At 59.0% G+C, this 24,173-nt stretch carries 21 protein-coding genes; 8 read left to right on the forward strand and 13 right to left on the reverse strand.

Annotated features, from left to right (window positions below):
- Positions 1-140: 140 nt before the first annotated feature.
- The 3 genes from ACN0XM_RS00295 to ACN0XM_RS00305 all read left to right on the forward strand — a co-directional run bounded on the left by ACN0XM_RS00295 (position 141) and on the right by ACN0XM_RS00305 (position 4,742).
- Positions 141-1,916, forward strand: a complete 1,776-nt coding sequence (locus ACN0XM_RS00295; RefSeq protein ID WP_417564914.1) for an acyl-CoA dehydrogenase C-terminal domain-containing protein — start codon at positions 141-143, stop codon at positions 1,914-1,916.
- 138 nt (positions 1,917-2,054) lie between these two features.
- The gene (gene tcdA / locus ACN0XM_RS00300; protein WP_417564915.1) at positions 2,055-2,846 is read left to right on the forward strand and encodes a tRNA cyclic N6-threonylcarbamoyladenosine(37) synthase TcdA; all 792 of its coding nucleotides are present in this window, start codon (positions 2,055-2,057) and stop codon (positions 2,844-2,846) included.
- A gap of 21 nt (positions 2,847-2,867) precedes the next feature.
- The gene (locus tag ACN0XM_RS00305; protein WP_417564916.1) at positions 2,868-4,742 is read left to right on the forward strand and encodes a cation:proton antiporter; all 1,875 of its coding nucleotides are present in this window, start codon (positions 2,868-2,870) and stop codon (positions 4,740-4,742) included.
- Here the strand turns inward: ACN0XM_RS00305 and ACN0XM_RS00310 are convergent.
- The 4 genes from ACN0XM_RS00310 to ACN0XM_RS00325 form a co-directional block, all read right to left on the reverse strand.
- Entirely contained in the window at positions 4,728-5,711 is a 984-nt protein-coding gene (locus ACN0XM_RS00310) for an NADP-dependent oxidoreductase (protein WP_417564917.1), read from the reverse strand. The two genes, ACN0XM_RS00305 and ACN0XM_RS00310, sit on opposite strands and share 15 nt — an antisense overlap.
- Positions 5,712-5,792: 81 nt before the next feature.
- Positions 5,793-6,254 carry an acyl-CoA thioesterase gene (locus tag ACN0XM_RS00315; protein ID WP_417564918.1) on the reverse strand — a complete coding sequence of 154 codons (462 nt, stop codon included), beginning with the start codon at positions 6,252-6,254 and terminating at the stop codon, positions 5,793-5,795.
- Positions 6,254-7,339, reverse strand: a complete 1,086-nt coding sequence (locus ACN0XM_RS00320; RefSeq protein WP_417564919.1) for an SMP-30/gluconolactonase/LRE family protein — start codon at positions 7,337-7,339, stop codon at positions 6,254-6,256. The genes ACN0XM_RS00315 and ACN0XM_RS00320 overlap by 1 nt, the downstream gene beginning before the upstream one ends.
- Positions 7,340-7,440: 101 nt before the next feature.
- Positions 7,441-8,238, reverse strand: a complete 798-nt coding sequence (locus ACN0XM_RS00325) for an alpha/beta fold hydrolase (RefSeq protein WP_417564920.1) — start codon at positions 8,236-8,238, stop codon at positions 7,441-7,443.
- Between the two features lie 398 nt (positions 8,239-8,636).
- Here ACN0XM_RS00325 and ACN0XM_RS00330 point away from each other — a divergent pair, with 398 nt between their 5' ends.
- The 3 genes from ACN0XM_RS00330 (at position 8,637) to ACN0XM_RS00340 (ending at position 11,912) form a co-directional block, all read left to right on the forward strand.
- Positions 8,637-9,719 carry an AraC family transcriptional regulator gene (locus ACN0XM_RS00330; protein WP_417564921.1) on the forward strand — a complete coding sequence of 361 codons (1,083 nt, stop codon included), beginning with the start codon at positions 8,637-8,639 and terminating at the stop codon, positions 9,717-9,719.
- Positions 9,719-11,149: a cardiolipin synthase gene (gene cls / locus ACN0XM_RS00335; protein ID WP_417564922.1), complete on the forward strand. Its 1,431-nt coding sequence runs from the start codon at positions 9,719-9,721 to the stop codon at positions 11,147-11,149. The genes ACN0XM_RS00330 and cls overlap by 1 nt, the downstream gene beginning before the upstream one ends.
- Positions 11,150-11,234: 85 nt before the next feature.
- Positions 11,235-11,912, forward strand: a complete 678-nt coding sequence (locus tag ACN0XM_RS00340) for a GntR family transcriptional regulator (protein WP_417564923.1) — start codon at positions 11,235-11,237, stop codon at positions 11,910-11,912.
- A gap of 7 nt (positions 11,913-11,919) precedes the next feature.
- Here the strand turns inward: ACN0XM_RS00340 and ACN0XM_RS00345 are convergent, their stop codons facing one another.
- Complete coding sequence (locus ACN0XM_RS00345; protein WP_417564924.1) at positions 11,920-14,106, reverse strand: patatin-like phospholipase family protein; 2,187 nt, start codon at positions 14,104-14,106, stop codon at positions 11,920-11,922.
- A gap of 37 nt (positions 14,107-14,143) precedes the next feature.
- Positions 14,144-14,749, reverse strand: coding sequence for a hypothetical protein (locus tag ACN0XM_RS00350; RefSeq protein ID WP_417564925.1), 606 nt, complete (start codon positions 14,747-14,749; stop codon positions 14,144-14,146).
- A gap of 225 nt (positions 14,750-14,974) precedes the next feature.
- Between ACN0XM_RS00350 and ACN0XM_RS00355 the strand changes: the two genes are divergently transcribed.
- Entirely contained in the window at positions 14,975-15,340 is a 366-nt protein-coding gene (locus ACN0XM_RS00355; RefSeq protein WP_417564926.1) for a hypothetical protein, read from the forward strand.
- Between the two features lie 17 nt (positions 15,341-15,357).
- Here ACN0XM_RS00355 and ACN0XM_RS00360 read toward each other — a convergent pair whose 3' ends face one another.
- Positions 15,358-18,156 carry a transporter substrate-binding domain-containing protein gene (locus tag ACN0XM_RS00360; protein WP_417564927.1) on the reverse strand — a complete coding sequence of 933 codons (2,799 nt, stop codon included), beginning with the start codon at positions 18,154-18,156 and terminating at the stop codon, positions 15,358-15,360.
- 96 nt (positions 18,157-18,252) lie between these two features.
- Here ACN0XM_RS00360 and ACN0XM_RS00365 point away from each other — a divergent pair, with 96 nt between their 5' ends.
- Entirely contained in the window at positions 18,253-18,486 is a 234-nt protein-coding gene (locus tag ACN0XM_RS00365) for a DUF2789 domain-containing protein (protein ID WP_417564928.1), read from the forward strand.
- Here the strand turns inward: ACN0XM_RS00365 and ACN0XM_RS00370 are convergent.
- Genes ACN0XM_RS00370 through lptM form a run of 6 tightly spaced genes read right to left on the reverse strand, consistent with a single transcriptional unit; the run spans position 18,483 to position 24,121 of the window.
- Positions 18,483-19,958, reverse strand: a complete 1,476-nt coding sequence (locus tag ACN0XM_RS00370) for a diguanylate cyclase (protein ID WP_417564929.1) — start codon at positions 19,956-19,958, stop codon at positions 18,483-18,485. The two genes, ACN0XM_RS00365 and ACN0XM_RS00370, sit on opposite strands and share 4 nt — an antisense overlap.
- Positions 19,959-20,017: 59 nt before the next feature.
- Entirely contained in the window at positions 20,018-20,959 is a 942-nt protein-coding gene (xerC, locus tag ACN0XM_RS00375; RefSeq protein WP_417565498.1) for a tyrosine recombinase XerC, read from the reverse strand.
- A gap of 28 nt (positions 20,960-20,987) precedes the next feature.
- Positions 20,988-21,734: a DUF484 family protein gene (locus tag ACN0XM_RS00380; protein WP_417564930.1), complete on the reverse strand. Its 747-nt coding sequence runs from the start codon at positions 21,732-21,734 to the stop codon at positions 20,988-20,990.
- A gap of 16 nt (positions 21,735-21,750) precedes the next feature.
- Positions 21,751-22,668 (reverse strand): diaminopimelate epimerase, encoded by a 918-nt coding sequence (dapF, locus tag ACN0XM_RS00385; protein WP_417564931.1) that lies wholly within the window; start codon positions 22,666-22,668, stop codon positions 21,751-21,753.
- Positions 22,669-22,682: 14 nt separating this feature from the next.
- Positions 22,683-23,933, reverse strand: coding sequence for a diaminopimelate decarboxylase (gene lysA, locus ACN0XM_RS00390; protein ID WP_417564932.1), 1,251 nt, complete (start codon positions 23,931-23,933; stop codon positions 22,683-22,685).
- Positions 23,934-23,974: 41 nt separating this feature from the next.
- Positions 23,975-24,121: an LPS translocon maturation chaperone LptM gene (gene lptM, locus ACN0XM_RS00395; protein WP_417564933.1), complete on the reverse strand. Its 147-nt coding sequence runs from the start codon at positions 24,119-24,121 to the stop codon at positions 23,975-23,977.
- Between the last annotated feature and the right edge of the window lie 52 nt (positions 24,122-24,173).

Here is a 24,173-nt window from a genome sequence, read left to right on the forward strand (position 1 = left end):
TACGAAAATTCTATCGTCCAGACTGCATCCAGCGGTGAACCACCACATTCAAACGGGCGTATGAATCTGGTAATCAAAACCTCGGGAGTGCCGCGTTCAGAGCCGGCAACCCACACAAAAGCCCATCGAGGAGAGTATCCATGCAATACCAGGCTCCGGCGAATGACCTTCGCTTTTTGTTGTTTGATGTATTGGGCGTGGACCGGCTCCACGAGCTGGAAAAGTACGCCGACGCAACGCCCGACCTGATTTCCGCGGTTATCGACGAAGCCGGCAAACTGGCTGCCGAAGTCATTCAGCCCACCAACCAGGCGGGCGACCGGGAAGGCTGCACTTATGACCCTGAGACCCGAGCCGTGAAAACGCCGGACTGCTTCAAGGATGCCTACAGGAAGTTTGTCGAGGGGGGCTGGACCGCACTGGATGCGCCATTGGAATTTGGCGGCCAGGGCCTGCCCCATACCCTGAAATTCGTGGTCGACGAGATGGTCTGCTCCACCAACCTGTCCCTGGGCATGTACCCGGGTCTGACTCACGGAGCTATCAGTGCCCTGCATATCCATGGCTCTGACGAACTGAAAAAGACCTACCTGGAGAAACTGATCTCCGGCGAATGGACCGGCACCATGTGCCTGACCGAACCCCAGTGCGGCACCGACCTGGGTCTGATCCGAACCCGCGCCAACCCGAACGACGACGGCAGTTACGCCATTGAAGGGACCAAAATCTGGATCACTGGCGGCGAGCATGATCTGGTAGACAACATCGTCCACCTGGTACTGGCCAAACTGCCCGGTGCACCGGATACCACCAAGGGCATTTCCCTGTTTGCGGTTCCCAAGTTCCTGCCGGATTCCGGCGCGCGCAACCGGGCCTTCTGCGGCGGGCTCGAACATAAGATGGGCATCAAGGGATCTGCCACCTGCGTGATGAACTTCGAAGGCGCCAAAGGCTGGCTCGTGGGTGAACCCAACGATGGCATGCGCGCCATGTTCACCATGATGAACGAAGCCCGCCTGATGGTGGGCATGCAAGGCCTGGGGCTGGCCGAAATGGCCTACCAGGAGAGCCTCGGCTTCGCCCGGGAGCGCCTGCAAAGCCGTTCATTGAGCGGCCCGAAGAACCCGGATGGCCCCGCTGACCCGATCATCGTGCATCCGGATGTGCGGCGCATGCTGATGCGCCAGAAGGTCCTGAATGAAGGCATGCGGGCCATGGCCCTGTTTGCCGGTCACCAGCTGGATCTGTCCGTCGCCCACCCGGATGCGGCGGTACGGGAATCCGCGGATGACCTGGTTCAGCTGCTGACGCCGGTGGTGAAGTCTTTCCTGACGGACGAAGGCTTCAACAACGCCAACACCGGCCTGCAGGTTCTGGGTGGCTCCGGCTTCACCACCGACTGGCCGCTGGAACAGCTGGTAAGGGACGGCCGGATTGCCCGGATCTACGAGGGCACCAACGGCATTCAGGCCATGGACCTGGTGGGTCGCAAACTGAGCCTGAAAGGTGGTCAGCTGGTGCGCACCCTGTTCGGTACCCTGAGCGTATACCTGAAGGACAATCCCGAGGCCCCGCACCGGGAAGAACTGAAAGGCGCCATAAAAGCTCTGGAAACCGCCACCCTATGGCTGGCCACCAATGCGCCGAAAGACCCGGAGCAGGCCGGCGCGGCGGCAACACCCTACCTGCGCCTGATGGCCCTTACCGTTATTGGCTACCTCTGGTCCCGGATGGCCAACGTGGCCAACCAGCAGCTTCTGTCCGGCGAAGGCAACAAGCCGCTACTGGAGAGCAAAGTGGTCTGCGCCCGTTTCTACTTCGAGAAACTGCTGCCGGAGGTGCACTGGTTGCTCAGCGACGTCCAGAGTGGCAAGGACAGCCTCATGGCGTTCACAGATGACCATTGGGTGGCATGAACCGTCGGGCCGGGTAAATTTTGAGAGCCGCGTCCTGCGCGGCTTTTTAATGACCCCTTTTTTTGTCTGTGCGGTCACTGGGTTACAATTGCGCTCTTTGATTCCGTCCGGCTTCTGACCGGACCACGCGGGGACACCATGAACGCCGACGATTACGCTTTCCGCTTTGGCGGCATTGAACGACTATACGGGCGCCGGGGCCTGGAGGCCTTTCGCCACGCCCATATTGCAGTGATAGGACTGGGTGGTGTCGGCTCTTGGGCGGCAGAGGCTCTGGCCCGAAGTGGCATTGGCACCGTCACCCTGATCGACATGGACGATGTCTGTATCTCCAACACCAACCGCCAGCTCCACGCTCTCGAAGGCCAGTTCGGGCGGACCAAAACGGATGCCATGGCCGATCGCCTCAGAGCCATCAATCCGGCGGCGGACATCCGCGTGCACTTTGGGTTCCTGACCACCAAAAACATCGATGAACTGATCACGGCTGACATGACCGGCGTGGTCGACGCCATCGACAGCGTCAAGCCCAAGGCGGCGCTGATTGCCCGCTGCCAGCGCCGGAAAATCCCACTCGTCTGTGCCGGCGGTGCCGGCGGGCAGATCGATCCGACCCAGATTCAGGTGGCTGACCTCAGCAAAACCACCCAGGATCCGCTGCTGGCGAAGGTGCGTAATCTGCTGCGACGTGAATACGGTTTTTCCCGAAACCCGAAGCGTCGCTTTGGTATTGAAGCCGTATACTCCCTTGAACAGCTGACGTATCCTGCCGGAGACGGAGAAGTCTGCCTGCAGAAACCGGCCACTGATGGCCCGGTGCGGCTCGACTGCGCCTCGGGATTTGGTGCCGCCAGCCCGGTGACCGCCAGCTTCGGGTTCTTTGCGGCGTCCCGGCTGCTGAACCGCATTGCACGGCGCGCCAACCAATAACTCAAAGGACCTGAAACCACTATGCCTGTCAGCACTGTCCTGCTCCTTGCCAGCATTGGCGTTATCTCACTGTTCTGCCAGTGGCTCGCCTGGCGGGTCCGCATGCCGGCAATCCTTTTTCTTCTGGCGGGTGGCATCGCTGCGGGGCCGGTACTGGGGTTCCTGACACCCGAGGCTGTTTTCGGCGACCTGCTGTTTCCGGTTATTTCACTGGCCGTTGCCATTATTCTGTTTGAAGGCAGCCTGACCCTGCGCTTTGCGGAAATACGCGGCCACGGCAAGATGGTCCGCAACCTGATTCCCGTGGGCTCCATTGTTACCTGCATTATCGGTACTCTGGCGGCACGTTGGGTCCTGGAGGTTTCCTGGGCCGTTGCCCTGCTTTTTGGCGCCATTTCAATTGTCACCGGCCCTACCGTGATTGCACCCTTGCTCCGTTCCGTGCGACCGGACTCAAAACTGGCCAACATCCTGCGCTGGGAAGGCATCATCATTGATCCCCTGGGTGCCCTGCTCGCGGTTCTGGTGTTCGAGGGTATCGTGTCCTGGGGCCAGGGCAATGTGTTCGGGCACTCGATGTACATTTTCGGCAAGACCCTGGCGGTAGGCTTCCTGATTGGTGCCGTTGCCGGTTATCTGAATGGCATTGTGTTACGCAAGCACTGGATCCCCCAATATCTCCACAATGCCGGCACCCTGACCTTCATGCTCGGCGTGTACGCCATTTCCAACGAACTGGCCCACGAGTCCGGCCTACTGACCGTAACCGTAATGGGCATCTGGATGGCCAACATGAAACAGGTGCCGATTGACAGCATCCTCGAATTCAAGGAATCCCTCAGTGTTCTGCTGATTTCGGCGTTGTTCATCATTTTGGCGGCCCGGGTGGAGTTTTCCGCCATCGCTGAGCTCGGCTGGGGCCTGGTGGTGGTGCTGGCGCTCCTGATGCTCGTCGCCCGCCCCCTGAGCATCTTTCTTTCCGCCATCGGCACCAACCTGAATTGGCGAGAGAAGCTTTTTCTCAGCTGGATCGCCCCCCGAGGCATTGTTGCCGCAGCGGTTTCGGCGCTGTTCGCCTTCCAGCTTCAGAAACTCGGCTATGAGAGCGCCGGCGCTTTGGTGCCGCTGATATTCATGTTGATTATTGCCACTGTCACCCTGCAAAGCATTACGGCAAGGCCGGTGGCTCGACTGCTGAAGGTCGCTGAGCCGGCGGAATACGGCTTTCTGATTCTCGGTGCCAATCCGGTGGCCCGGATGATCGGTAGCGCGCTGAAGAAATACGAGGTACCGGTAACTCTCGCCGACACCAACTGGGAAAACGTACGCCAGGCCCGCATGGACAACCTGCAGGTTTACTTCGGCAATCCGGTATCAGAGCACGCCTCTACCCACCTGGACCTGACGGGCATCGGCAAGTTGCTGGTAATTTCACCCTATAAGCACATGAATTCCCTGGCCACCTACCACTTCCTGGACTGGTTCGGGGATAAGTGTGTATACAGCCTGGCCGAGGGCGACCAGGATCAGAAAGCGAGACATCAGACCGCCGAAAAAATTCAGATGACACGTGGACTTTTTGACGGCGTCAGCTATGCGAAACTGGCCAGCCTGGTGAGCCAGGGTTACACCATCAAAACAACCCAACTTAGCGAGGAATTCAGTTACGAGGACTTCCTTAAAAAATACCAGAATCAGGCTTTGGTGCTGTTCACCTTCGACAGCAAGGAACATGTCGCCCCGGTTTGCAGTATGGAAGACCTGAAACCGGAAGACGACTGGACGCTGATCAGCCTGGTACCACCCCAGGCCCGAAAGGAGCGCAAAGAGAAAGAGGGCGGGGCAGAAGCCGGTAAGGAACCTTCAGCAGCCGGGAAGCCCTCACCGACAATCTAACACCAACTTGCCGCGCACGTGCCCACCCTCAAGAAGCTCATGGGCCTGTGCGACGTCTTCCAGTGGGAAGGCCTTTTCAATATGGACCTTAACATCGCCGTCTTCGATCAGCTCGGCGATTTCATCCAGGTGAAAAACATCCGGGCGAACGGTCATACCATGGGCTCGCAGGCCCAGCCCTTCAGCAGCGCTGATGATCTCGTCGGCGGTAACAGTCGGAATCGTCACCAAAACGCCATGCTCCCCCAGAGTATGCAGTGAACGCTTGCCGGTGTCGCCACCAACCAGGTCCAGCACCACATCCAGGCCATAGCATTCCTCACCAATATCCGTGGTGTGGTAATCAATCACTTCATGGACCCCAAGCTCTGCCAGAAAGTCCCGGTTTCCGGCAGAGGCCGTGGCAATCACGTGAGCACCACGTTCAAGTGCAAACTGCACCGCAAAATGCCCCACGCCCCCGGCACCCGCGTGGATCAGAATTTTCTGACCAGACTCCAGCTTGGCGACTTCAAACAGAGCTTGCCAGGCAGTCAGCGCCGCCAGCGGCAGAGCACCGGCAGACACCAGATCCAGTTCCTCGGGCACGATAGCCAATTCATCTGCCGCCGCCAGCGCGTATTCCGAGTAGCCTCCGCCGACTGCGGGAAAGCCAACCATACCCATCACACGATCACCGGGAGCCAGCGTGGTGACATCATCGCCAATAGCCTCGACCTCGCCAGCGACATCGTATCCCGGTGTCCAGGGTAAGGAGTTTTCGATCTGCCGGGCCGCGAAGCCCAGACCCTTACGTGTTTTCCAGTCGATGGGGTTAAGCCCCGCACCATGTACCCTGACCAGCACCTGCCCCGCCGCAGGCACCGGCACGTCAGATTGAATCACCTGCAGCACATCGCGTTCACCAAAGCGATCATAGACCACATGGCGCATCTTGGATTCAGCATTCTGATCAGCAGTTGTTTCCATGAGGATCTCCGGACAACAGATTAAACGGGATTGACATTGGTAAACACTAGCAGAAGTTAAGCACAAAAGGGCCCAGGAAACCTACAGCCCCCTTCCGCCTGCAACAACAGCCGCTCCGAGAATCTCAGCAAACTCGTTTGGTGCCCGGGACGGCCGCTGGGTTTTCATATCAACACAGGCGTGGGTGGAGACAGCTCGCACCAGGGTTTTGCCATCAGACGGCCTTACCAGCTGAAACTGCCGGGACGACCGGAACCGGCCGTCGTACCCCGTCAGCCAGGTACCCAGCAACAGCTGATCGCCAGCATTGGCCGAGCCAAGGTAATCGATTTCCGTACGGGTAATGGCCATGGCTTTGCCGGTCTTCTCATGCAGCTCCCAGGTCATTCCCAGACTCTCAATATGCGCCCAGCTGACATCTTCCAGCCAGCGCACATACACCACATTGTTGGCGTGTCCGAGGCGGTCGGTATCCTCCTCGCGGACAGAAATATCCAGGATGAAGGGATCCGGCAGATCCCAGACGATGTCAGAGTGGGGCATTACTGGTTGCCTCCGAGACCCGGAATGGCCTCAAACGGTAACCGGCCAATACGGTCATTGTGAAGTGAACCAAAGTATAGGTAATCGCCGTGGGGATTCACCGAGGTGATCTCCTGCAGATGTGTGCCCTGGGTGTCGTGGAGGCTGGTGACGACCTCCCCGTTTCGGTCAAAGGCGATAACCAGGCCATACTCCTGGGGTGCGGGCTTCAGGCTATCTGGCAGCTTGGCCACCAGATCCTTGAGCCACGGGTGCCGGTGCATGGCGTCCACCTGGGGATTGCGCAGGGTCGGAAACGCAACCCAATAGCGGCCCTCGTCATCCACTGCCAGGTTGTCCGGGAAGCCCGGCAGGTTGTCGGCAAACACTTCCGCCTGCCCGGCCCTGGGGCCGCGGATCCAGTAGCGCAGAATCCGGTATTTCCAGGTTTCATTAACCAGCACGGAATCGCCATCCGGAGATACGGCAACACCATTGGCAAAGTGCAGGTTACCGAGCAGAGCCTCGGCCTTGCCTGTTTTCCGGGAATAACGAAGCAGACGACCGTGGGGCCGCATTTCAAGCAGATCCAGCCGATAGTCCGGCTGCTCGAAGCGGGAACTGGCATCGGTGAAGTAGATACGGCCGTCATCGGCAATATCGACATCATCCGTGAACCGGAACGGGGTACCCTCGGCTTCCCGGGCCAGTACTGTAATCTCACCCTCGGGACTGATGGATAGTAGCCCTTTCCAGGCATCCGCCACGATCAGGTTGCCCTGGCGATCAAACACCATGCCCAGTGGCCGGCCACCGGTCGACAGCCAGTTTCCCACCCGGCCATCCGGGAACACCCGAACAATAAAACCGTCCTGGGTACCGGTGTACAACACACCATCAGGGCCCATCGTGGTGTCTTCGGGGCCATACACCTGGCCCCGGGCCAACAGATCCGCCAGCCGTAAACGCTCGTTCGGCGCCAGAAGCCCGGTCAGGGGCGGCGGAGCGGGGGGGTTCCAGGCCTTGCTGTCGACGGGCGAGGGAGTCAGCAGGAAACTGCCAAGCAGCAGGAATACAACCAGCAACCCCACCATCAGCCATTTCATACACTCTGCCCGCCTGTTGTTATGTACATTCCGTATATCAGCGATAGCCTAACCTTAGCAGACAGGCCCTTGGGCATGAAAATACCGGGCTTCGGTGCCAGTCAGTCTTCAGCGCTGAGGAAACGACGGCACAACGCGGCAAAGGTGTCTGCTTTTTCGGCATGCAGCCAGTGGCCGGTGTCCTGGATAACCCGCAGCTGCGCCTGGGGAAACAGACGTTGAATGTCGTCCCGGTGCTTTTCCTGGATGTAGGCGGAATCTGCCCCCTTGAGAAACAGTACCGGGCCGGTGAACGGCCCGTTACCCTCGGGGGCCTTGGCGAGATTCTCGTAGCAGGCATCAATCACCGGCAGGTTCAGGCGCCAGCGAAACATCGGCCCACCCTCTTTCTGCTGTTCCCGGGGGATACGCTCCAGGTTTTTCAAAAGGAATTGCCGCACCCCGGGGGTATCAACAAAGTCGGCCATTAACTTGTCGGCGTCCTGGCGGGAGCGAACACCGGTCAGGTGAATGCCAGTGAGCCCCTCCAGAATGGCATCATGGTGGGGCTTGTAACTGACCGGAGCGATATCGGCCACGATCAGTTTATCCACCCGTTCCGGTGCCTGAAGGGCAACCTGCATCGCGACCTTACCGCCCATTGAGTGGCCCAGAAGGCTGGCCTTTTCTATCCCCTGGGCGTCCATGTAGGCAATCACGTCCGCAGCCATAGCCGGATAATCCATGGCTTCGGTGTGGGGAGAGCTGCCGTGATTGCGCTCATCCAGCGCATGGATCTGCCACTGGTCCTCAAGGCGCCGGGCGATACCACCTAGGTTTTCCAGGGATCCAAACAAGCCGTGCAACAGGATCAGGGGCGAGCCTTCGCCGGTAATGCGGTGATTCAGCGCAACACTCATGGGCAATCAGTCTCCGGATTGGTCTACGGTATGAATGCGGATACATTACCACTGACAGTCTCGCGAGCAAGTGCCGGTGTTGGCGGCCATTTTCTGAACACGAAAAAAAGCCGGGCAAAGCCCGGCGTCAAGGTCATAGACGTTTCGCCTGAACGATCAGCAGTAAAAGATGCTGTTCAGGTACTCGGCGAGCTCAACCACGTTTTTGCGCTCAACCTCGGTATGGGGTACGAAGATCTGCTGTTCCATAAAAAACCTCCTGATTGCCTTTCCATTGCTTCAACCTGATACGTTGATGCTATCGTTAGGAACAGGCGTAACCGTTGACAGGCGGTTGCATACACTTGACATTTTGTACCAGCAATCATGACGGGTTGTTAACTATCGGGCCGGACAACGTGATTTCAGCTCAGCCAGACACCGCCAGCGAACCACTGGTCGCTGCGTCCAGCACCCTCGCGCTGGTTCACTATCTTGAGCGCCAGGGCGTGCTAAACCTGTCCCGTGTCGAACAGCTCACGGGTCTGGCCATGACGGAACTCACGGATCCGGACCGGCGGGTGCCGGCCGATGCTCATTACCGCCTGTGGGAGCATGCTGAACATGTAACCGGCGACCCCGGCGTCGGACTTCATGCCGGCCAGGTGGTGGATCCGGAGCGGATGGGGTTGGTGGGGCATGTGTTTTTCAATTGCGACACCCTGGGAGAAGCTGTTACTCAATACGTGCGCCTGCACCGGCTGATCAATGAATCGGTATTCCTGAGCTTTGAACAGACCGGAGACCAGGCCATCCTGTGCTGGCAACCCGACTTGGCCGAGCACTATTGCCGGCAGGATATGGATCGAACCCTCGCCGCCGCCATCACACGGACCCGCCATTTCATCCATCCGGATATCCGTGCCGAATGGGCGGACATCGGCCACCCGGCGCCTGCTTACGCCGACGAATACGAGAAGCTTCTCGGAGGCCCTGTCCGGTTTGACTGCGGCATAACCCGCCTGGCTTTCAACAGCAGACATCTGGGGCATCCGATTCCGCGCCGAAACCCCTATATCTATTCGGCCATGCTCAAACAGGTCAACTCACTGCTGGCCAGACTTCAGACCCGCCGCTCTTTCGGCCGCAAGATTCGACGTCTGATTTCAAAGCAGATGGCAACCGAAAAAATCGACGCCGACACTCTGGCCCGGCAGTGCCACATGAGCCGCCAGACTCTTTACCGGAAACTGAAAAAGGAGGGCCTCAGTTTCCATGGCCTGGTGGAGCAGGTTCGCCAGGACAAGGCCCTGCGCTATGTTTCCACCAACTACTACGCTCTTGGCGAAATTGCCTTTTTACTGGGGTTTTCCGAACTCAGCGCTTTCAGCCGCGCGTTCAAGCGCTGGACAGGCACATCCCCCGCTGAATACCGGGCAACGCATCTTGCCCCACCTGAAACAGACGAAAAACCGCCGGCTGCCGGCAACAGGAAGCAATAATGGACGAGCTGTCACTGGTTGCCATTGCGGTAGGCCTTATCTATCTGGGCGCACTGGCCTGCATCTACCGCATTCTGCTGACCTACCGCACAACCCAGGGTGCTATCGCCTGGATCATTGGCCTACTCGGCCTACCCTACCTTGCCGTACCCATGTTTGTGCTTTTCGGACGATACCGGTTCGGTGGTTACGTCAAGGCACGGCGGCTCGGCGATGAATCCCTGACCAACCTGCTGAACCGGTTTGAGCAACAGACAACGTCAATTCCGTCGCCAGCCCCTGGCCGGTTCGGTGACGAGCTTCAGGTTCTGTGCCGGTTGGGCCGACAGCCATTTACCGATGGCAACCGGTGTACCCTGCTGCGGGACGGAGAGGCCACCTTCGACGCTCTGTTCGAAGCCATGGAGGACGCCACGCGCTACATCCTCCTGGAATTTTACATCATCCGCTCAGACCGGGTCGGCCGCCGGATCAAGTCCATTCTGGAACGCAAGCTGGCCCAAGGCGTCGAGGTCTGGTTTCTGTACGACGATATTGGCAGCGTCTGGCTGCCACGCACCTACCTCAACCAACTCGCAGCGGCCGGCGCCCGGGTGGCCTCATTCGGCGACGGCAATATTCGCAGGCGACGATTCCAGATCAATTTTCGCAATCACCGGAAGTTACTGGTCTGCGACGGCAGCATCGGGTTTGTCGGCGGCATAAATCTGGGGGATGAATACCTTGGCACTGCCATGGACCAGGAGCCCTGGCGAGACACCCACTGCCGCATTGAAGGCCCGGCGGTCACTGGCTTGCAGCTGGCCTGGCTGGAAGACTGGAACTGGGCCAGCAACGATTTCCCGAACCTGGACTGGGCCCCGGTGGAGAACCGACCCGGGAACGATGAGGTGCTGATGCTACCGACGGGGCCGGCGGACACCTGGGAAACCTGTACCCTGTTTTTTCTGAACTGCATCAACAATGCCCGCACCCGGCTATGGATTGCCTCACCCTATTTTGTGCCCGATTTCCAGATCATGAATGCCCTGCAGTTGGCAGCCCTGAGGGGCGTGGATGTCCGGATCCTGATCCCGGAAAAGTCAGACAGCCGTCTGATCGGGATAGCGGCCTATTCCTACCTGGTTCAGGCCTGCAAGACCGGTATCGATATCTATCGCTACCAGCCGGGATTCATGCACCAGAAAGTGATTCTGGTCGATGACCGGTATGCGGCCGTAGGAACGGCCAATATGGACAACCGGTCCATGCGGCTCAATTTCGAAATTACCGCCATCACCACGGCAGACCATTTTATCCGCAGTGTCGAATCCATGCTGGAGCAGGACCTGGACAGCTCACGCCTGATGACCGAGAGCGATTACCAGGATCGCTCCATTCTGTTCCGCCTGGGCTGCCGGGCGGTCAGGCTGCTGGCGCCCCTGCTCTGAGCTGTGGTGCCTACTGGCTCCATCATGCCGGAATGTGCGAACATGCCTGCACGAATCAGCCAGTAGGCATTAGCGACAGATCATCATGAACGTGTTCAAACCCAGAGAAACATTGACCGAGCAGGTCGCCCGCCACATAGAAAACCTCATTGCCTTCGGCCAACTCCGATCCGGAGAGCGGATCTACGAGGGCTCCATGGCCAAAGAGATGGACGTCAGCCATGGCTCGATTCGAGAGGGGCTTTTGTTGCTGGAAAAGCGCCACCTGGTCCGCAATGTTCCCCGCAAGGGCGCTTTTGTCACGCCACTGGATGACTACTTCGTTCGGAGCCTGTATGAAACTCTGGAGCTTTACCTCACCCACACCGGTCGAAAGCTGGTCCGCAACTGGCAACCGGATGACATGGCCCGGCTCGAATCGCTGTACGAACAGATGAAGGCCTGCTTTGAAAAGAATGATCTGATGGCCTTTCTGGAACTGGGCATCGAGTACACCAAGGCATCGCTCGCATATGCCGACAACTATTTTATAGTCTCCGCCATTGACGACCTTTGGCCGTCGGCGAAGCGCTGCGCTTTTGTCGCCTTCCAGCAGGGTGGCAACCAGGTTCTGGAAGACAACCTGGCCCACATGCAGGAATCCATCAGTGCTATCAAGGACCGGGATGAGGAGCGCCTGGCGGACATCCTGCATCGCTATGCCTTACAGCAATGCCATCAGGTTCTGGACGCGATTGCCTATACCGCCGGCAAGGCTGGATAACGGGTTTTCAGTAGAACAGCTGGGTGAACGAGAAGCCGATATTCAGATAGGCAGTCCAGTTATCCTTGTTGTTGTAAGCCGCCGCGATTTGCACTGGGCCCAGAAAGGTATCCACTCCGGCAAATACGCTTGAGGATTTCACCGAGCTGGCCCAGCTCGCCGAATCCAGCGACGGCCAGGCATTCCCAGCCTCAAACCCCATACCAACAAACCACGGCATTAGGGGTCCACCGAAGGTCTGGCTGGCATAGACGGCGGACATCAAGGCGTTGTCGCCGGTAATTTCACCTGGCGCGAAGGCCGACAACCGCCGAAAGCCGCCCAGACGGACGGCATTTTCGATTCCCGGCGCGCCCCGGGTGACCGCGTGGGCATAAAGCAACCCGGTCAGGGTCAGCCCCCTCCAGCTCTCCGTCCCCAGCGCCATACCGGTCACCGAATCAAACTGGCGGTCGGAGCCCAGCCCATCCCGCTCGAAGCGACCCCTAAGCCCGACAAAACCACCGGTGCTTGGGAAAAACGTGTCATCCAGCGAGTCATGAACCAGCTGCAGGGCAAGGCCACCCTGATGTATGGAGTCCTCCGGCGCCACCGGCTGGCCGATCTGTTCATCGACCGTCGCATAACCCCGCGAATAAGTCAGACGGACCTCCGCATTGCCTCCGATCTCCATACCAAGGGCAAGGTCCGCCTTGCGAAAGGTCACATCCACCTCGGCAATGCGCGTGCCCGTGTTATCAAACAGGCTGATGGTGTCCCGGGAATACTCGCCGCCCAGGACCAGGAATCGCTCATAGCCGTAATCCAGCGGTTGATACCACTGGCTTCGGACCCACGGCTCGGTACCGAGCTGGACGCCGGTCTGCCACTCACCACCCAGCGCGTTAAGCTCGGTCATGCGAAGCGAGGACGCAATATTGAAGCGTGTGTCGCCGTCAAAATTGTCTTCGTAGTTGAGACCGAACGACAGGTAATTCGGCCCCCAACTCTTTTCCCGAACCCGTATGGTCAGGATCGTACCCTCCTGGGTCCGAGACGTGGAATAGGAGACAATCTCGTAGTAGCCCAGACCGTAGATGCGCTTGAGATCCACCTCAAGCTTCTCGGTATCCAGTGGCTCCCCGGGCTTCTGCCGGATTCGCTCTTTCAGAAAGTCGCTGGCCAGTCGTTGACTGTTCTTGATCTCGATCCGGGCAATGGGCTCAGACTCCGATGCAGGAGCGCCAACTTGTGCTCGCCAGATGGTCCAGTCTGCCTGGGACACCGAGAGCGGACGAAGCTCCACAGCGTGCTCCCGGGCGGTGCTGGCTCCGAGCTCAAACAGGATTGGTGCATCGTAGAAATCCGCGGACGTATAACCCTCCAGATCGGGGCGTATCAAAACATCGCGATCCTTTATCAACTCCAGCTGCTGATCGGTATTTCGTCGGGTCATGATGGTGGTGAGCTGGCCAACAACGGAGAAGGCATTCAGCAGCTCATCCGTTTCCATGAGGCTGTCGGTAATATCAACCGCAATAACGATGTCGGCGCCCAGATCCCGGGCGACACTGACCGGCAGGTTGTTGGCGACGCCACCATCCACCAACAGTCGGCCCTGCCATTCAACGGGCGCGTAAACTCCCGGAATACTCATGCTGGCACGAATAGCTTCCGCCAGGTTGCCGCTGTCGATGATCACCGGCTCACCGCTCTCAAGATCCGTGGCAACGGCCCTAAAGGGAATCGGAAGACGGTCGAAGTCTTCAACCAGAGCCGCATTGCGGGTCAGCTCGTTGAGAATGAAGCCCAGATTCTGGCCTGCAACAAGCCCGCCACCGACCTGCAGCCCATCAGAGCCGACCCCGATACCCGGAACCACCGGAAACCGCCAATCATCGCGTTTGCGGCGCACCGGCTTGTAGGACCGGCCAGGGTCGTCCCGAAAGCTTGCGAGCCAGTCCATCCGGAGAAAACGACGTTCAATCTCGGCGACCGGCATACCGCTGGCGTAGAGGGCGCCAACAGCCGAACCTGCACTGGTGCCAACCACCAGATCCACGGGAATCCGCATTTCTTCCAGAACCCGAAGAACGCCAACATGGGCCATGCCCTTGGCGCCTCCACCACTGAGAACCAGACCTACGCGGGGCCGCTCTTCAGCCAGAGCCACGGGTGCCAGAAACACCAGGATGGCAGTCAGCAGCCATGTCATTAGCTGCGCCCCGAGGTTCTGCAAACTCACAGCTGCATCATTTTCTGTCAGAGGAATCGTCGTCTGCCAGCGACAGATGAGACACATCCGGCACCACGGGCGGAGGCAGGTCTCGCTGAACGCCAAGATCGCTGCCGGCCGGTGCCAGGCTCCATTCGTCCAGATGCTGGAACATCGGTGGCTCTACCTCCGATTGCTCTGCCAGGGTGACTCCAACCGGGTCCAGGCTCAGGCCAGAGCCAGAGAGAATGTCATCTACCTTTTCACCCGCCACCGGCAGACGGTCGCCAGGCTCCGTTTTCAGAACCGAACCCTTCTGTTCTGGGGCAGGAGTAGGAGTTGCCGGCGCAGCCGGTTGCTGACTCGCCCGCCCTGCCGGCGACTCCGGCTTCGGCTGTGGACTCACGGCGGGCCGGGTATCGGCCATGGGCTGCACGTAAGCCACCATGCCGTGTTTTTTCAGCACAGCACGGTATTTTTCTGCCTGCAGCTCTTCCAACTTGTTGCGAATAACCACCGGCTGGCCGCTGAACATACGATCAACCTGTTCGAGCGAAGCCTTGAACAGGGTCCGGGCATTGCTACGCGCAGCTTCCAGATCGGTTCCGGGAACGCATTCCCCTTTAAAGACAAGCTGATACATGCGTCTTCCTCTTTAACGTCCGTCTTTCTCACATCATAGTTGATCACGCGGCGCTCCGGGAGCGAGAATCGGAGAACCAGGCTGCCAGTGTGTCCAGACTGCAAACAATTGAAAAATCAATGTCACATATCACGCAAATTGCGACAGACTCTGCAATAATCCACCGTAACCAATTGTTACACTTGGTTACACATTAACCGGAACAGCACCAGGGAGTGGTCTCCAATGACGATCACACACTCACTTCGCATGGCCGCCGCAACACTTCTGTTCTCGGCACCGCTTGCCCATGGAGAAAACCTGGACATACTGATGAGCCAGGTTTTCCCTCAAGCCCAGGCAACCTACATCGGTTACGAAAGCATCGAGCGGAAGGACATCCCGGCCAGCGCCTCAATCGAGCGCAAATACCTGATTGTGGATTTTCGCCTGGCCTCCAGCCAGCAGGCCTCAGAACAGCTCCAGGCCAGTGTCCACAAAGTCTGCATGACTCTGCTGAAAGACCGCGAGCTGATCCGGCACCTGTCGGATTCCGGTTACGACATGGTATCAGTCGCCTTCGATCGCCGCTCGCAGTTTGACTGTCTGTAGCAAACCCGCCGGGTCGATCAATCGTCGCGGCCCAGCAGTTTTGGAAACGCCTCAAGTGCACCGTTGACAGCGTCGAGATTAAACGCTTCCACATCGGCCAGCAGTTTTTCCCCATAACCGGTCACCGAACGGGACCTGAATCGCTGGCCCCAAGCCAGCACCCGCCGGGCAAAATCTTTCATCTGTTCAGGGTCGCCGCTTTCCCTGACGGTTTCCCACTCGTCACCAAAATCCGCCGCCAACTGCTCTCTCAGCCAACCCCGTTCCTGCATACTCAAGGTCTGGGCCAGGAGCCTATCCGATTCTTTCGGGGCGCCCTCATCCTCCGCCCGCTCCACGGTCGCCTCAACCCGCGGCAAGGTCACGGTGAACACGGAGCCGACTCCTGACTCACTCTCAACCTCCAGTTCTCCGCCCATCATCCGGGCCAGCTTTCGGCTGATCGCCAGACCGAGGCCGGTACCACCATAGCGCCGTGTGTTCTGCCCCTCCTGCTGCTCAAAGGCATCAAAAATCCGGTCGAGCTGATCCTGCGCGATACCGATGCCGGTGTCTTTAACAGTCACCACCAGCTTGTAAAACTGCCGTTCCGGCGCCTCGGTGCCCGGGTTGTCACTCTTGGACCGGGCCTTCAGGGGCTTCGCTGTAGCGCGGACAGTCACGCCCCCGTCATGGGTGAATTTGATGGCATTGCCCACCAGATTGAACAGAACCTGCCTTAGGCGAGTTTCATCCAGCATCATGGCCGCCGGCATCTTGGAATCAACACTTACCTCCAGGGTAATACCCTGTTCCCGGGCCCGGAGATCGAAAATATGGCGGACATCGTCGAGCAATCGCCGCACCGACACGGCAGAATAGTCCAGCCGCATTTTCCCCGCCTCAATGCGGGACAGATCCAGGATGTCATTAATCAGCATCAGCAGGCTGCGGCTACCAGCCCGGATGGCATCCAGGTAATTTCGCTGCTGAGGATCCGTCACGCTGTTGCTGAGCAGATCGCTGTAGCCGATCACGGCGTTCATCGGTGTCCGTATCTCATGCGACATATTTGCCAGGAACTCACTTTTGGCGAGGCTGGCGGCCTCCGCTTCCCGGGCGAGGCGTTCAGCCTCAAGCTTGGCCGCCCGCAGCTCGTCCTCACTGCGGCGAAGGGCATTTTCGGAACGGATCCGTTCATCCACTTCCCGGGACAGTTTCCGGTTCCAGTACAAAAAAATCAGAACGACGACGATGGCAATGAGCACCACCCGGCGCACCACGGTGTAGTCGGCTGCCTGTTCAATATCGAGGTGAATCCAGCGGTTATAGATGGACTCGGTCTCACTTGCTTCAAGGCTGCCCAGGGCCTTGTTGAGCACCCGTTGCAGCTCCGGATTGTCTTTCCGCACCGCCAGCCGGAGATCGTACTGGTACGGGGTGATACTGGTGATTCTGAGGTTGGACAACCCCAGCCGGGCAACGGTGTAGCTGACGGCCGGAATGTGGGTCACCATCACGTCCAAATCCCCATTTGAGAGCGCCAGCAGCCCCTCCTCAACACTGGCCACGGGGTAAAGATTCAGGTTCGGATGATTGATCAACAGGTAATCGTGGGCCGCGTGCCGGTTCACCACTCCCACCCGTTCACTGCGAAGCTCCCGGAGATCGCCGATAAAGCGCCCGTCATCCCGGATGGCGAGGGCTATGGGCACGGTCAGGTAGGCCCGGGTAAACAGGAAATCGCCTTCGGTGCGCGGTGTCCGCGACAACCCTGGAAGTATGTCGACCTCGCCGGATCGGAGCTGGTCTTCGGCGGCCATCCGGCTCCCGGCCACCGTGCGGGTGAACCGGACATTCAACTGCTCCTCGATGCGGGTCAGCAGATCCGGGACCAGGCCGGTCGGCCGGCCATCCTGAGCAAACTCAAACGGCGGCCAGTCCGAACGGAAGGCCACCTTGAGATCGGGATGCCGCTTCAGCCAGTCAAGATCGGAAAAGGATAGCTCAATGCCGGTTTGCTGAAGTGCAGACTGCCCCGACTGCAGCCAGGACTGGCGAATCGCCCGGTGTTCATTGTGGCTGATGGCTGCAATGGCCTTGTTCAGAACCTGAAAAAGGCGATCGTTGCCGGCATCCACCTGCAGCACCACATCCGCCGGTTTGTCATCAATCAAATCCGATAGACCAATGCCATTCACCATCGCCGACTGCAGGTAATCCGAGACCACCGGCACCGGGGCCAGAAATGCATCGGCCTTACCGGAAAGAACCTGCGCCACGGCCTCGCTGACACTAGCCACCGGAACCGGTGTGAACACCTCCACCGGGTCAAGTATGGGGTATTGGTTCGGGTCCCCGTCGATAACAGCAATCCGGCTACCTTCCAGATCTGCCAGAGTTCGAATGGCGGCATCACCAGCACTGACAAACAGGCCATAGGTCAGGGACATCAGCGGATCAGTGAACCGTTTACCCGGCACCACCGGCATGCCCGGCATCCGTGTGGTAAGAATGGCATCGGTCTCAGATTCGCGCTGAACCGGGCCTCGGTCCTTCTCCGACGGAAGGATCACGGGTTCGATGGCTACATCCAGCTTTTCCGATAACCTGGCCAGATAGTCGACATAGATTCCCACCAAGGCACCTTCGCCGGTATCAAAAACCAGCGGAACCTGATCACTGCGAAGACCTATACGGAAGCGCTCTTGTCCGGCCAGCCAGTTCAGCTCCTGCTTGCCAAGCACCGGCGCGGGCGACGTTTGAGGCGGGTCTGCCCAAGCCGGGGATTGAAACAATGCCAACAGGCAGCATAGAAGGGGAAGGGTAACCTTCACTGGATATCCTCAAGGGTTCCGCTACATTTCAGGGAACAATACCTGCAATCGCCCGCGATTTCATTCAGGCGAACCGCCAACAGGAGATGACCGTACATGGACACCAGCAAACACAACCTCAGCACTCTGTTCGAGCAACTTGGCCTGCCTTCGGGTGCCAAAGACATCGAGGAGTTTGTGGCCAGGCACTCCCCCCTTCCAAGCGAGGTTGCGATCCAGGACGCACCCTTCTGGTCGGAGAGCCAGTCCCATTTCCTGGAAGAAGGACTGGAAGAAGACAGTGACTGGGCCGAGGTCATTGATGAGCTGGACGCGCAAATGCGTCACTAAGGTACCTTTTCCTCACTGATGATGACCCTATCCCGGCCTGCGCCCTTGGCCTGATAAAGGGCGCGGTCTGCCCGGTCAAATACCGATTCTTCGGTATCGCCCGGAACAAAACCTGCCACCCCCGCCGAGAAAGTAACTGTTACCGGATCGCCCCGAAAATGAAACGGCAACTTGCCAACATGCTCCCGAAGTTTGTCGAGAACCGTTCGGGCATCGGTCGGCTCGGTTTCCGGAAACAACACCACGAACTCCTCGCCTCCGAAGCGGGCCACAAAGTCGGTGGTGCGCAACCGCTCTCTGAACTCCCTCGCGACCAACTGCAACACTCTATCCCCGGCCTTATGGCCGTACGAATCGTTGACCCGCTTGAACAGGTCAATATCGAGAACGCCGACGGTCAGCGGGTGATTGTAGCGCTGCCAGCGGTTGTATTCGAATGCCAGCCGCTCTTGCCAGGCCTCCCGGTTGGGCAGCTCCGTGAGCAGATCGGTCATGGCCCGCAGGCGCTCCTTGCGGACCCGCTCCTGCATCTGCTCGGAATGGACCTCCATGGCAGCCACTTTCTCCTGCATCGCTTCAAGCTGCTCGGACAGCACCCGTTCACGCTCTGACTCCTGGGTACGGAACCGGCCAACCGCCTGACCTATGGATGCCAGATGCCGGCTGACAGAGTTCTTCAGGTCCTCGAGGTTGTCACTGGCCTCCAAATGCAGCCCGACCCGCTCGATTTCCTCGCGGATCTCCCGGTCGAGATTTTCTGACGCGTCCAGGCGACCGGACTGGGCCGAGGACTGGGCCGAGAAATGTTCCCGCAGGAGCTCGAGTCGCTCATCCAGACGCTTTAGAAAGGCCTCGAACTCACGTTTGCTCCGGGTAACCGCGGCAATGACCAGTTCCGCGACATGGTTCAGACCCTCCCGCAACTCGTCCCAATCGTTACTTGCCAACAGGGATTGCTGAAGGCCCCTGGCCCGTGCCTCGGCGGCCGGTTCCAGGGACACCTGAGAGAGCATCTGGCCCAGCAGTTGGCCAACCCGGCGGGCAATACGCAGCCGCTGGGCATTGTCTTCAATATCTTGGTCATTGCCCGGCGTATTGGCTGGTGCTGAGGCAATTTCGCGATCTGTTTGCGGCTCCGACCCGTTTTTTGGCTCTGGCTCCCGCTCTTTGCGTGAAAAAAATGACCGCTTCTTTTCACTGGAGAGCTGGTGCTCATCCAGCAGCGCTACCTGACGGTCAACCTGGTCCTGCAGTTCCTTCCAGACATCCACATCCACGCGGCTTTTCCGGAGGTCCTTGCGGATACGGACCAGCAACCGGTCGAGCTCCGGAGCCTGACCCTCGGATGCGAGGCTGGTGCGCACCAGCATACGCTCAAGGGTATTGCGCTCCGCCTTCCACTGTTTCTCCCGGTTATCTGCAGATTCGAGTTCCTGAAGGTATTTCTCCTTCCAGGACTGATCCGATGCCATTGATCGCTCCCGTTTACCCTTGTTGTCCGGCTTTTGAATGGAAAAGACCCGCTTGCTGGTTACTGGCCTGAGGCATTTTCGTCTTTGCTCCTGCCATGATACTTATTCCGACGTGCCCTTGGATGACTCTGGTCATAAACCCGGGCCAAATGTTGAAAATCAAGGTGAGTATAGACTTGAGTCGTGGCAATGTCGGCGTGACCCAACAGCTCCTGTACGGCCCGAAGGTCGCCGCTGGATTCGAGCATGTGACTGGCAAAGGAGTGTCGCAAAAGGTGGGGATGCAGCTTCTGGTCAGCGCCCCTGGTGATGCCCCAGCGACTCAGCCGGGCCTGAATGCTCCGGTGGCTGAGCCGCTCACCGCGTTGGCTGACAAATAGGGCCGCTTCATTCTCATTGGCCAGCCCCACCCTCTGAAGCAGCCAGGACCCGATCGCTTCCACCGCTTTTTTTCCGACAGGCAACAGTCGCTCTTTACCACCTTTGCCCATTACCCTGACCTCGCCACTTCGCAGGTCAACGGTATCCAGGTTCAGGCTCGCCAGTTCCGCCAGCCGAAGCCCGGAAGAATACATCAGCTCAAACATGCACAGGTCACGAACTTCGAGGGGGTCGTCCGGCTGACTGTCCAGCAGATGACTCAGCTGGTCGACGTCAGCCACCCGAGGCAGGCGCCGGCCAGTCTTCGGCGCGCGGATGTCCAGAGCCGGGTTATCGGACGCTAGCTTTTCCCTGAGCAGAAACTGATAAAAGCGGCGGGTTGCCGAAAGGTGTCGCGCAATACTGCGACCGGAGAGACCCTCCCGGCTTAGGGTGGCCACATATCGGCGAAGATCATGGTTGGTAACATGTTGCCAGGAGAGTAACTCACTAACGGCCAGCCATCGGGCAAGACGCAAGAGGTCCCGCTGGTAGCTGTCGCAGGTTCTGGGCGAATGACGCTTCTCGGACGCCAGGTGCCGGATAAAATCGGTTAGTGGCCCGCACAGATCATCGGGCAGTTCCGACGGCGCCGGAATTTCTGGCACTTCAGCGGGACTCCGTGGCTATCTCGGTAACTGGGGCGGTCGCTGTATGGCGCTGAATCATGGGCGGCAGCAGCCGGCTCAGGGTGTCGCTAATGTAGCTGAGAAACAGTGAGCCCATGCTCTGATCAAAATAACCCGGCTGGCAACTGCCAACGGCAAATACGCCCACCAGTTCATCATGACGCAAAGGCATCAGGGCGACAGAAGCAATCGCCTCTTCCCGATCCGGGAACAGGAATTCCCTTTCGCTCTCGCGGAACTGGCCACACACCGCCCGATCGCCTTCAAGCAGGCTGCCCAGTCGCTCACGAGCCACGGACATACTCACCACATGGAGGGCACCCTGGGAGGCCTCCGGTAACTCGGAGTCGGTGAACAGGAGCACCGAGGCAGCGTCGAGTCCGAAATCGCCACGGATGCTGTCATCAATAGCCGAGGCCATATCGTTGAGGGTCCGGGCTTCAATCACCTGCATCAACAGCCGCTTGGTCTTTTCAAACAGGCGATCGTTGTGGCGGGCAATGGACACCAGCTCCACCAGCTCCCTGCGCAGCGTGTCCCGCTGTTCACGGAACAGGTGCACCTGACGTTCGACCAGAGAAATGGCACGACCGCTGTCGTGAGGCAGGGTCAGACTGCGCAGCAGTTCGTCCTGGTCGACAAAAAAATCGGGGTTGGCTCGCAAGTACTCCGCCACCTCTTCCCGGCTGAGGTCACCGGCCTTCTGGCGGGCCGTTTGTTCTGTCATGGTGTACTCCTGGCTGTCAGGATCGTTGTTTGTGGGGGCGGCCACTACCCTTTCGGCGGCGACTGCCAGAATCACCCGGCAGCCTTAACTGCCCTTCAAAAACGCTGGTTGCAGGCCCTTCCATCATAACAGGGGTCCCTTCACCCTGCCATTCAATGACTAGCTTGCCACCGCGCAACTCCACTTCAACCCGATGATCCAGCAGGCCACGCAAACAACCAGCAACAACAGCGGCACAGGCGCCGCTACCGCAGGCCAGGGTTTCGCCAGCGCCTCGCTCGAACACCCGTAGGCGAGCGTGGCTGCGATCCAGCACCTGCAAAAAGCCGATGTTGGCCCGGGCCGGGAAGCGGGGGTGCCGCTCCAGCTTTGGCCCCAGGGTTTCCACCGGTGCTGTGTCGACATCATCGACAACCAGAACGCCGTGGGGATTGCCCATGGAAACCGCGGTGAGCTCCACGGTCTGGCCGTCCACATCCACTGTATAGAGGTCCTTGCGGCGATCCGCGGCAAATGGAATGGCCGGCGGATTCAGCTCGGGCACGCCCATATTGACCATGACCATGCCATCCCGGCCAACGCGCAGTTCAATCACACCTTTGGCGGTTTGGACCCTTATCACCTTTTTGTTGGTCAGGCGCTGGTCCCGGACAAACCGGGCGAAACAGCGGGCACCATTGCCACACTGTTCCACCTCGGTACCGTCTGCATTAAAAATGCGGTAGCGGAAGTCGACGTCGGGCAAACCCGGAGGCTCGACCACCAGCAACTGGTCAAAGCCGATCCCAAAGTTGCGATTGGCCAGCTCCCGGATCATGTCCGGGCGCAGGCGGAACGGCTGGCTGATAGCGTCCACCACCATGAAATCGTTACCGAGCCCGTGCATCTTGGTGAATCGGAGTAAGGGGCCCTGGCTACGGCGCTGCTGATTCATCTCCTCGCCCCCACTCATTCCGGAAGGCAGCTCTCGGGCGCGAGCTGGTCTTGAAGGGTTTCGCGGCGACGGACCACATGCACCTGCTCGCCATCGACCATCAATTCCGGGGGGCGATTGCGGGTGTTGTAGTTGGAGCTCATAACAAAGCCATAGGCGCCTGCAGAACGAACCGCCAGCAGATCCCCAGCCTGAAGACGAAGGCGACGGTCTTTACCCAGGAAGTCCCCGGTTTCACAGACTGGCCCAACCAGATCCCAGACTTTTTCCTCACCGTCCTGATGCGGCGCGACCGGGATAATTGCCTGCCAGGCACTGTACAGAGCCGGGCGAATCAGATCATTCATGGCAGCATCGATGATGGCGAAGTTCCGATGCTCCGTGCATTTCAGGAACTCGACCCGGGTAACCAGAATGCCGGCATTGGCAGCAATCGAACGGCCGGGTTCGAGGATCAGCTCCAGTTTCCGGTCACCTAGGCGCTCGGCCAGCGCCCGGACATAATCCGAGGGCTGCGGCGGCTGCTCCTGATTGTAGGTGACGCCAAGACCGCCGCCCATATCCAGGTGATGGATGTGGATACCCTGAGCGGCCAGGGTGTCGATCAGTGCCAGCACCCTGTCCAGGGCATCCAGGAATGGAGACACGGTGGTGAGCTGGGAGCCAATGTGGCAATCCACACCCCTGATCTCCAGGTTCGGCAGACCCGAAGCGCGGCTGTAAACCTCCGGCGCTTCAGCAATATCGATCCCGAACTTGTTCTCTTTCAGACCCGTGGAAATGTACGGATGGGTGCCGGCGTCAACATCAGGGTTCACCCGCAGGGAGACTGGCGCCTTGACGCCAAGCTCGCCGGCCACGGCATTCAGCCGGTCCAGCTCGGTATCGGACTCAACATTGAAACAGCGCACGCCCACCTCAAGTGCCCGTTTCATTTCCCATTCCTGCTTGCCAACGCCGGAAAACACCACCCTCGCCGGGTCGCCGCCTGCCCGGAGCACCCGCTCCAGCTCGCCCGCCGAAACAATATCAAAACCGGCACCCAGCCGGGCCAGAACGTTCAGCACGGCCAGGTTGCTGTTGGCTTTGACCGCATAGCACACCAGATGGGGACGGCCTTTGAGGGCCTCGTCGTAGGCGCGATAGTGGCGCTCGAGAGTCGCCCGGGAATAAACATACGCAGGTGTGCCGAAGCGCTCGGCAATGGCAGAGACAGGCACATCTTCGGCGTAAAGTTCGCCGTTGCGATAATTGAAATGATCCATGAGTTTCCTGATTCGTTTAGCGGGGCGTAAAGGCCGGAGCGCTAGTCACGCTTATCTTCGTCAGATACCTCGGCCGCAGCCCGCGCCGAAATATCCTGGCTGTCCCGGTACAACGGCCCCTTTTGACCGCATCCGCTCATTACGATCGCCAGCATCAGCACCACGATCGGCAGAGTCCACGCACGCATACCTGCTACCCCTGAGTTCACTATGGCCGAAGTATACCTGAGACCCGCACCG

Source organism: Marinobacter sp., assembly GCF_048269445.1.
Lineage (GTDB): Bacteria > Pseudomonadota > Gammaproteobacteria > Pseudomonadales > Oleiphilaceae > Marinobacter.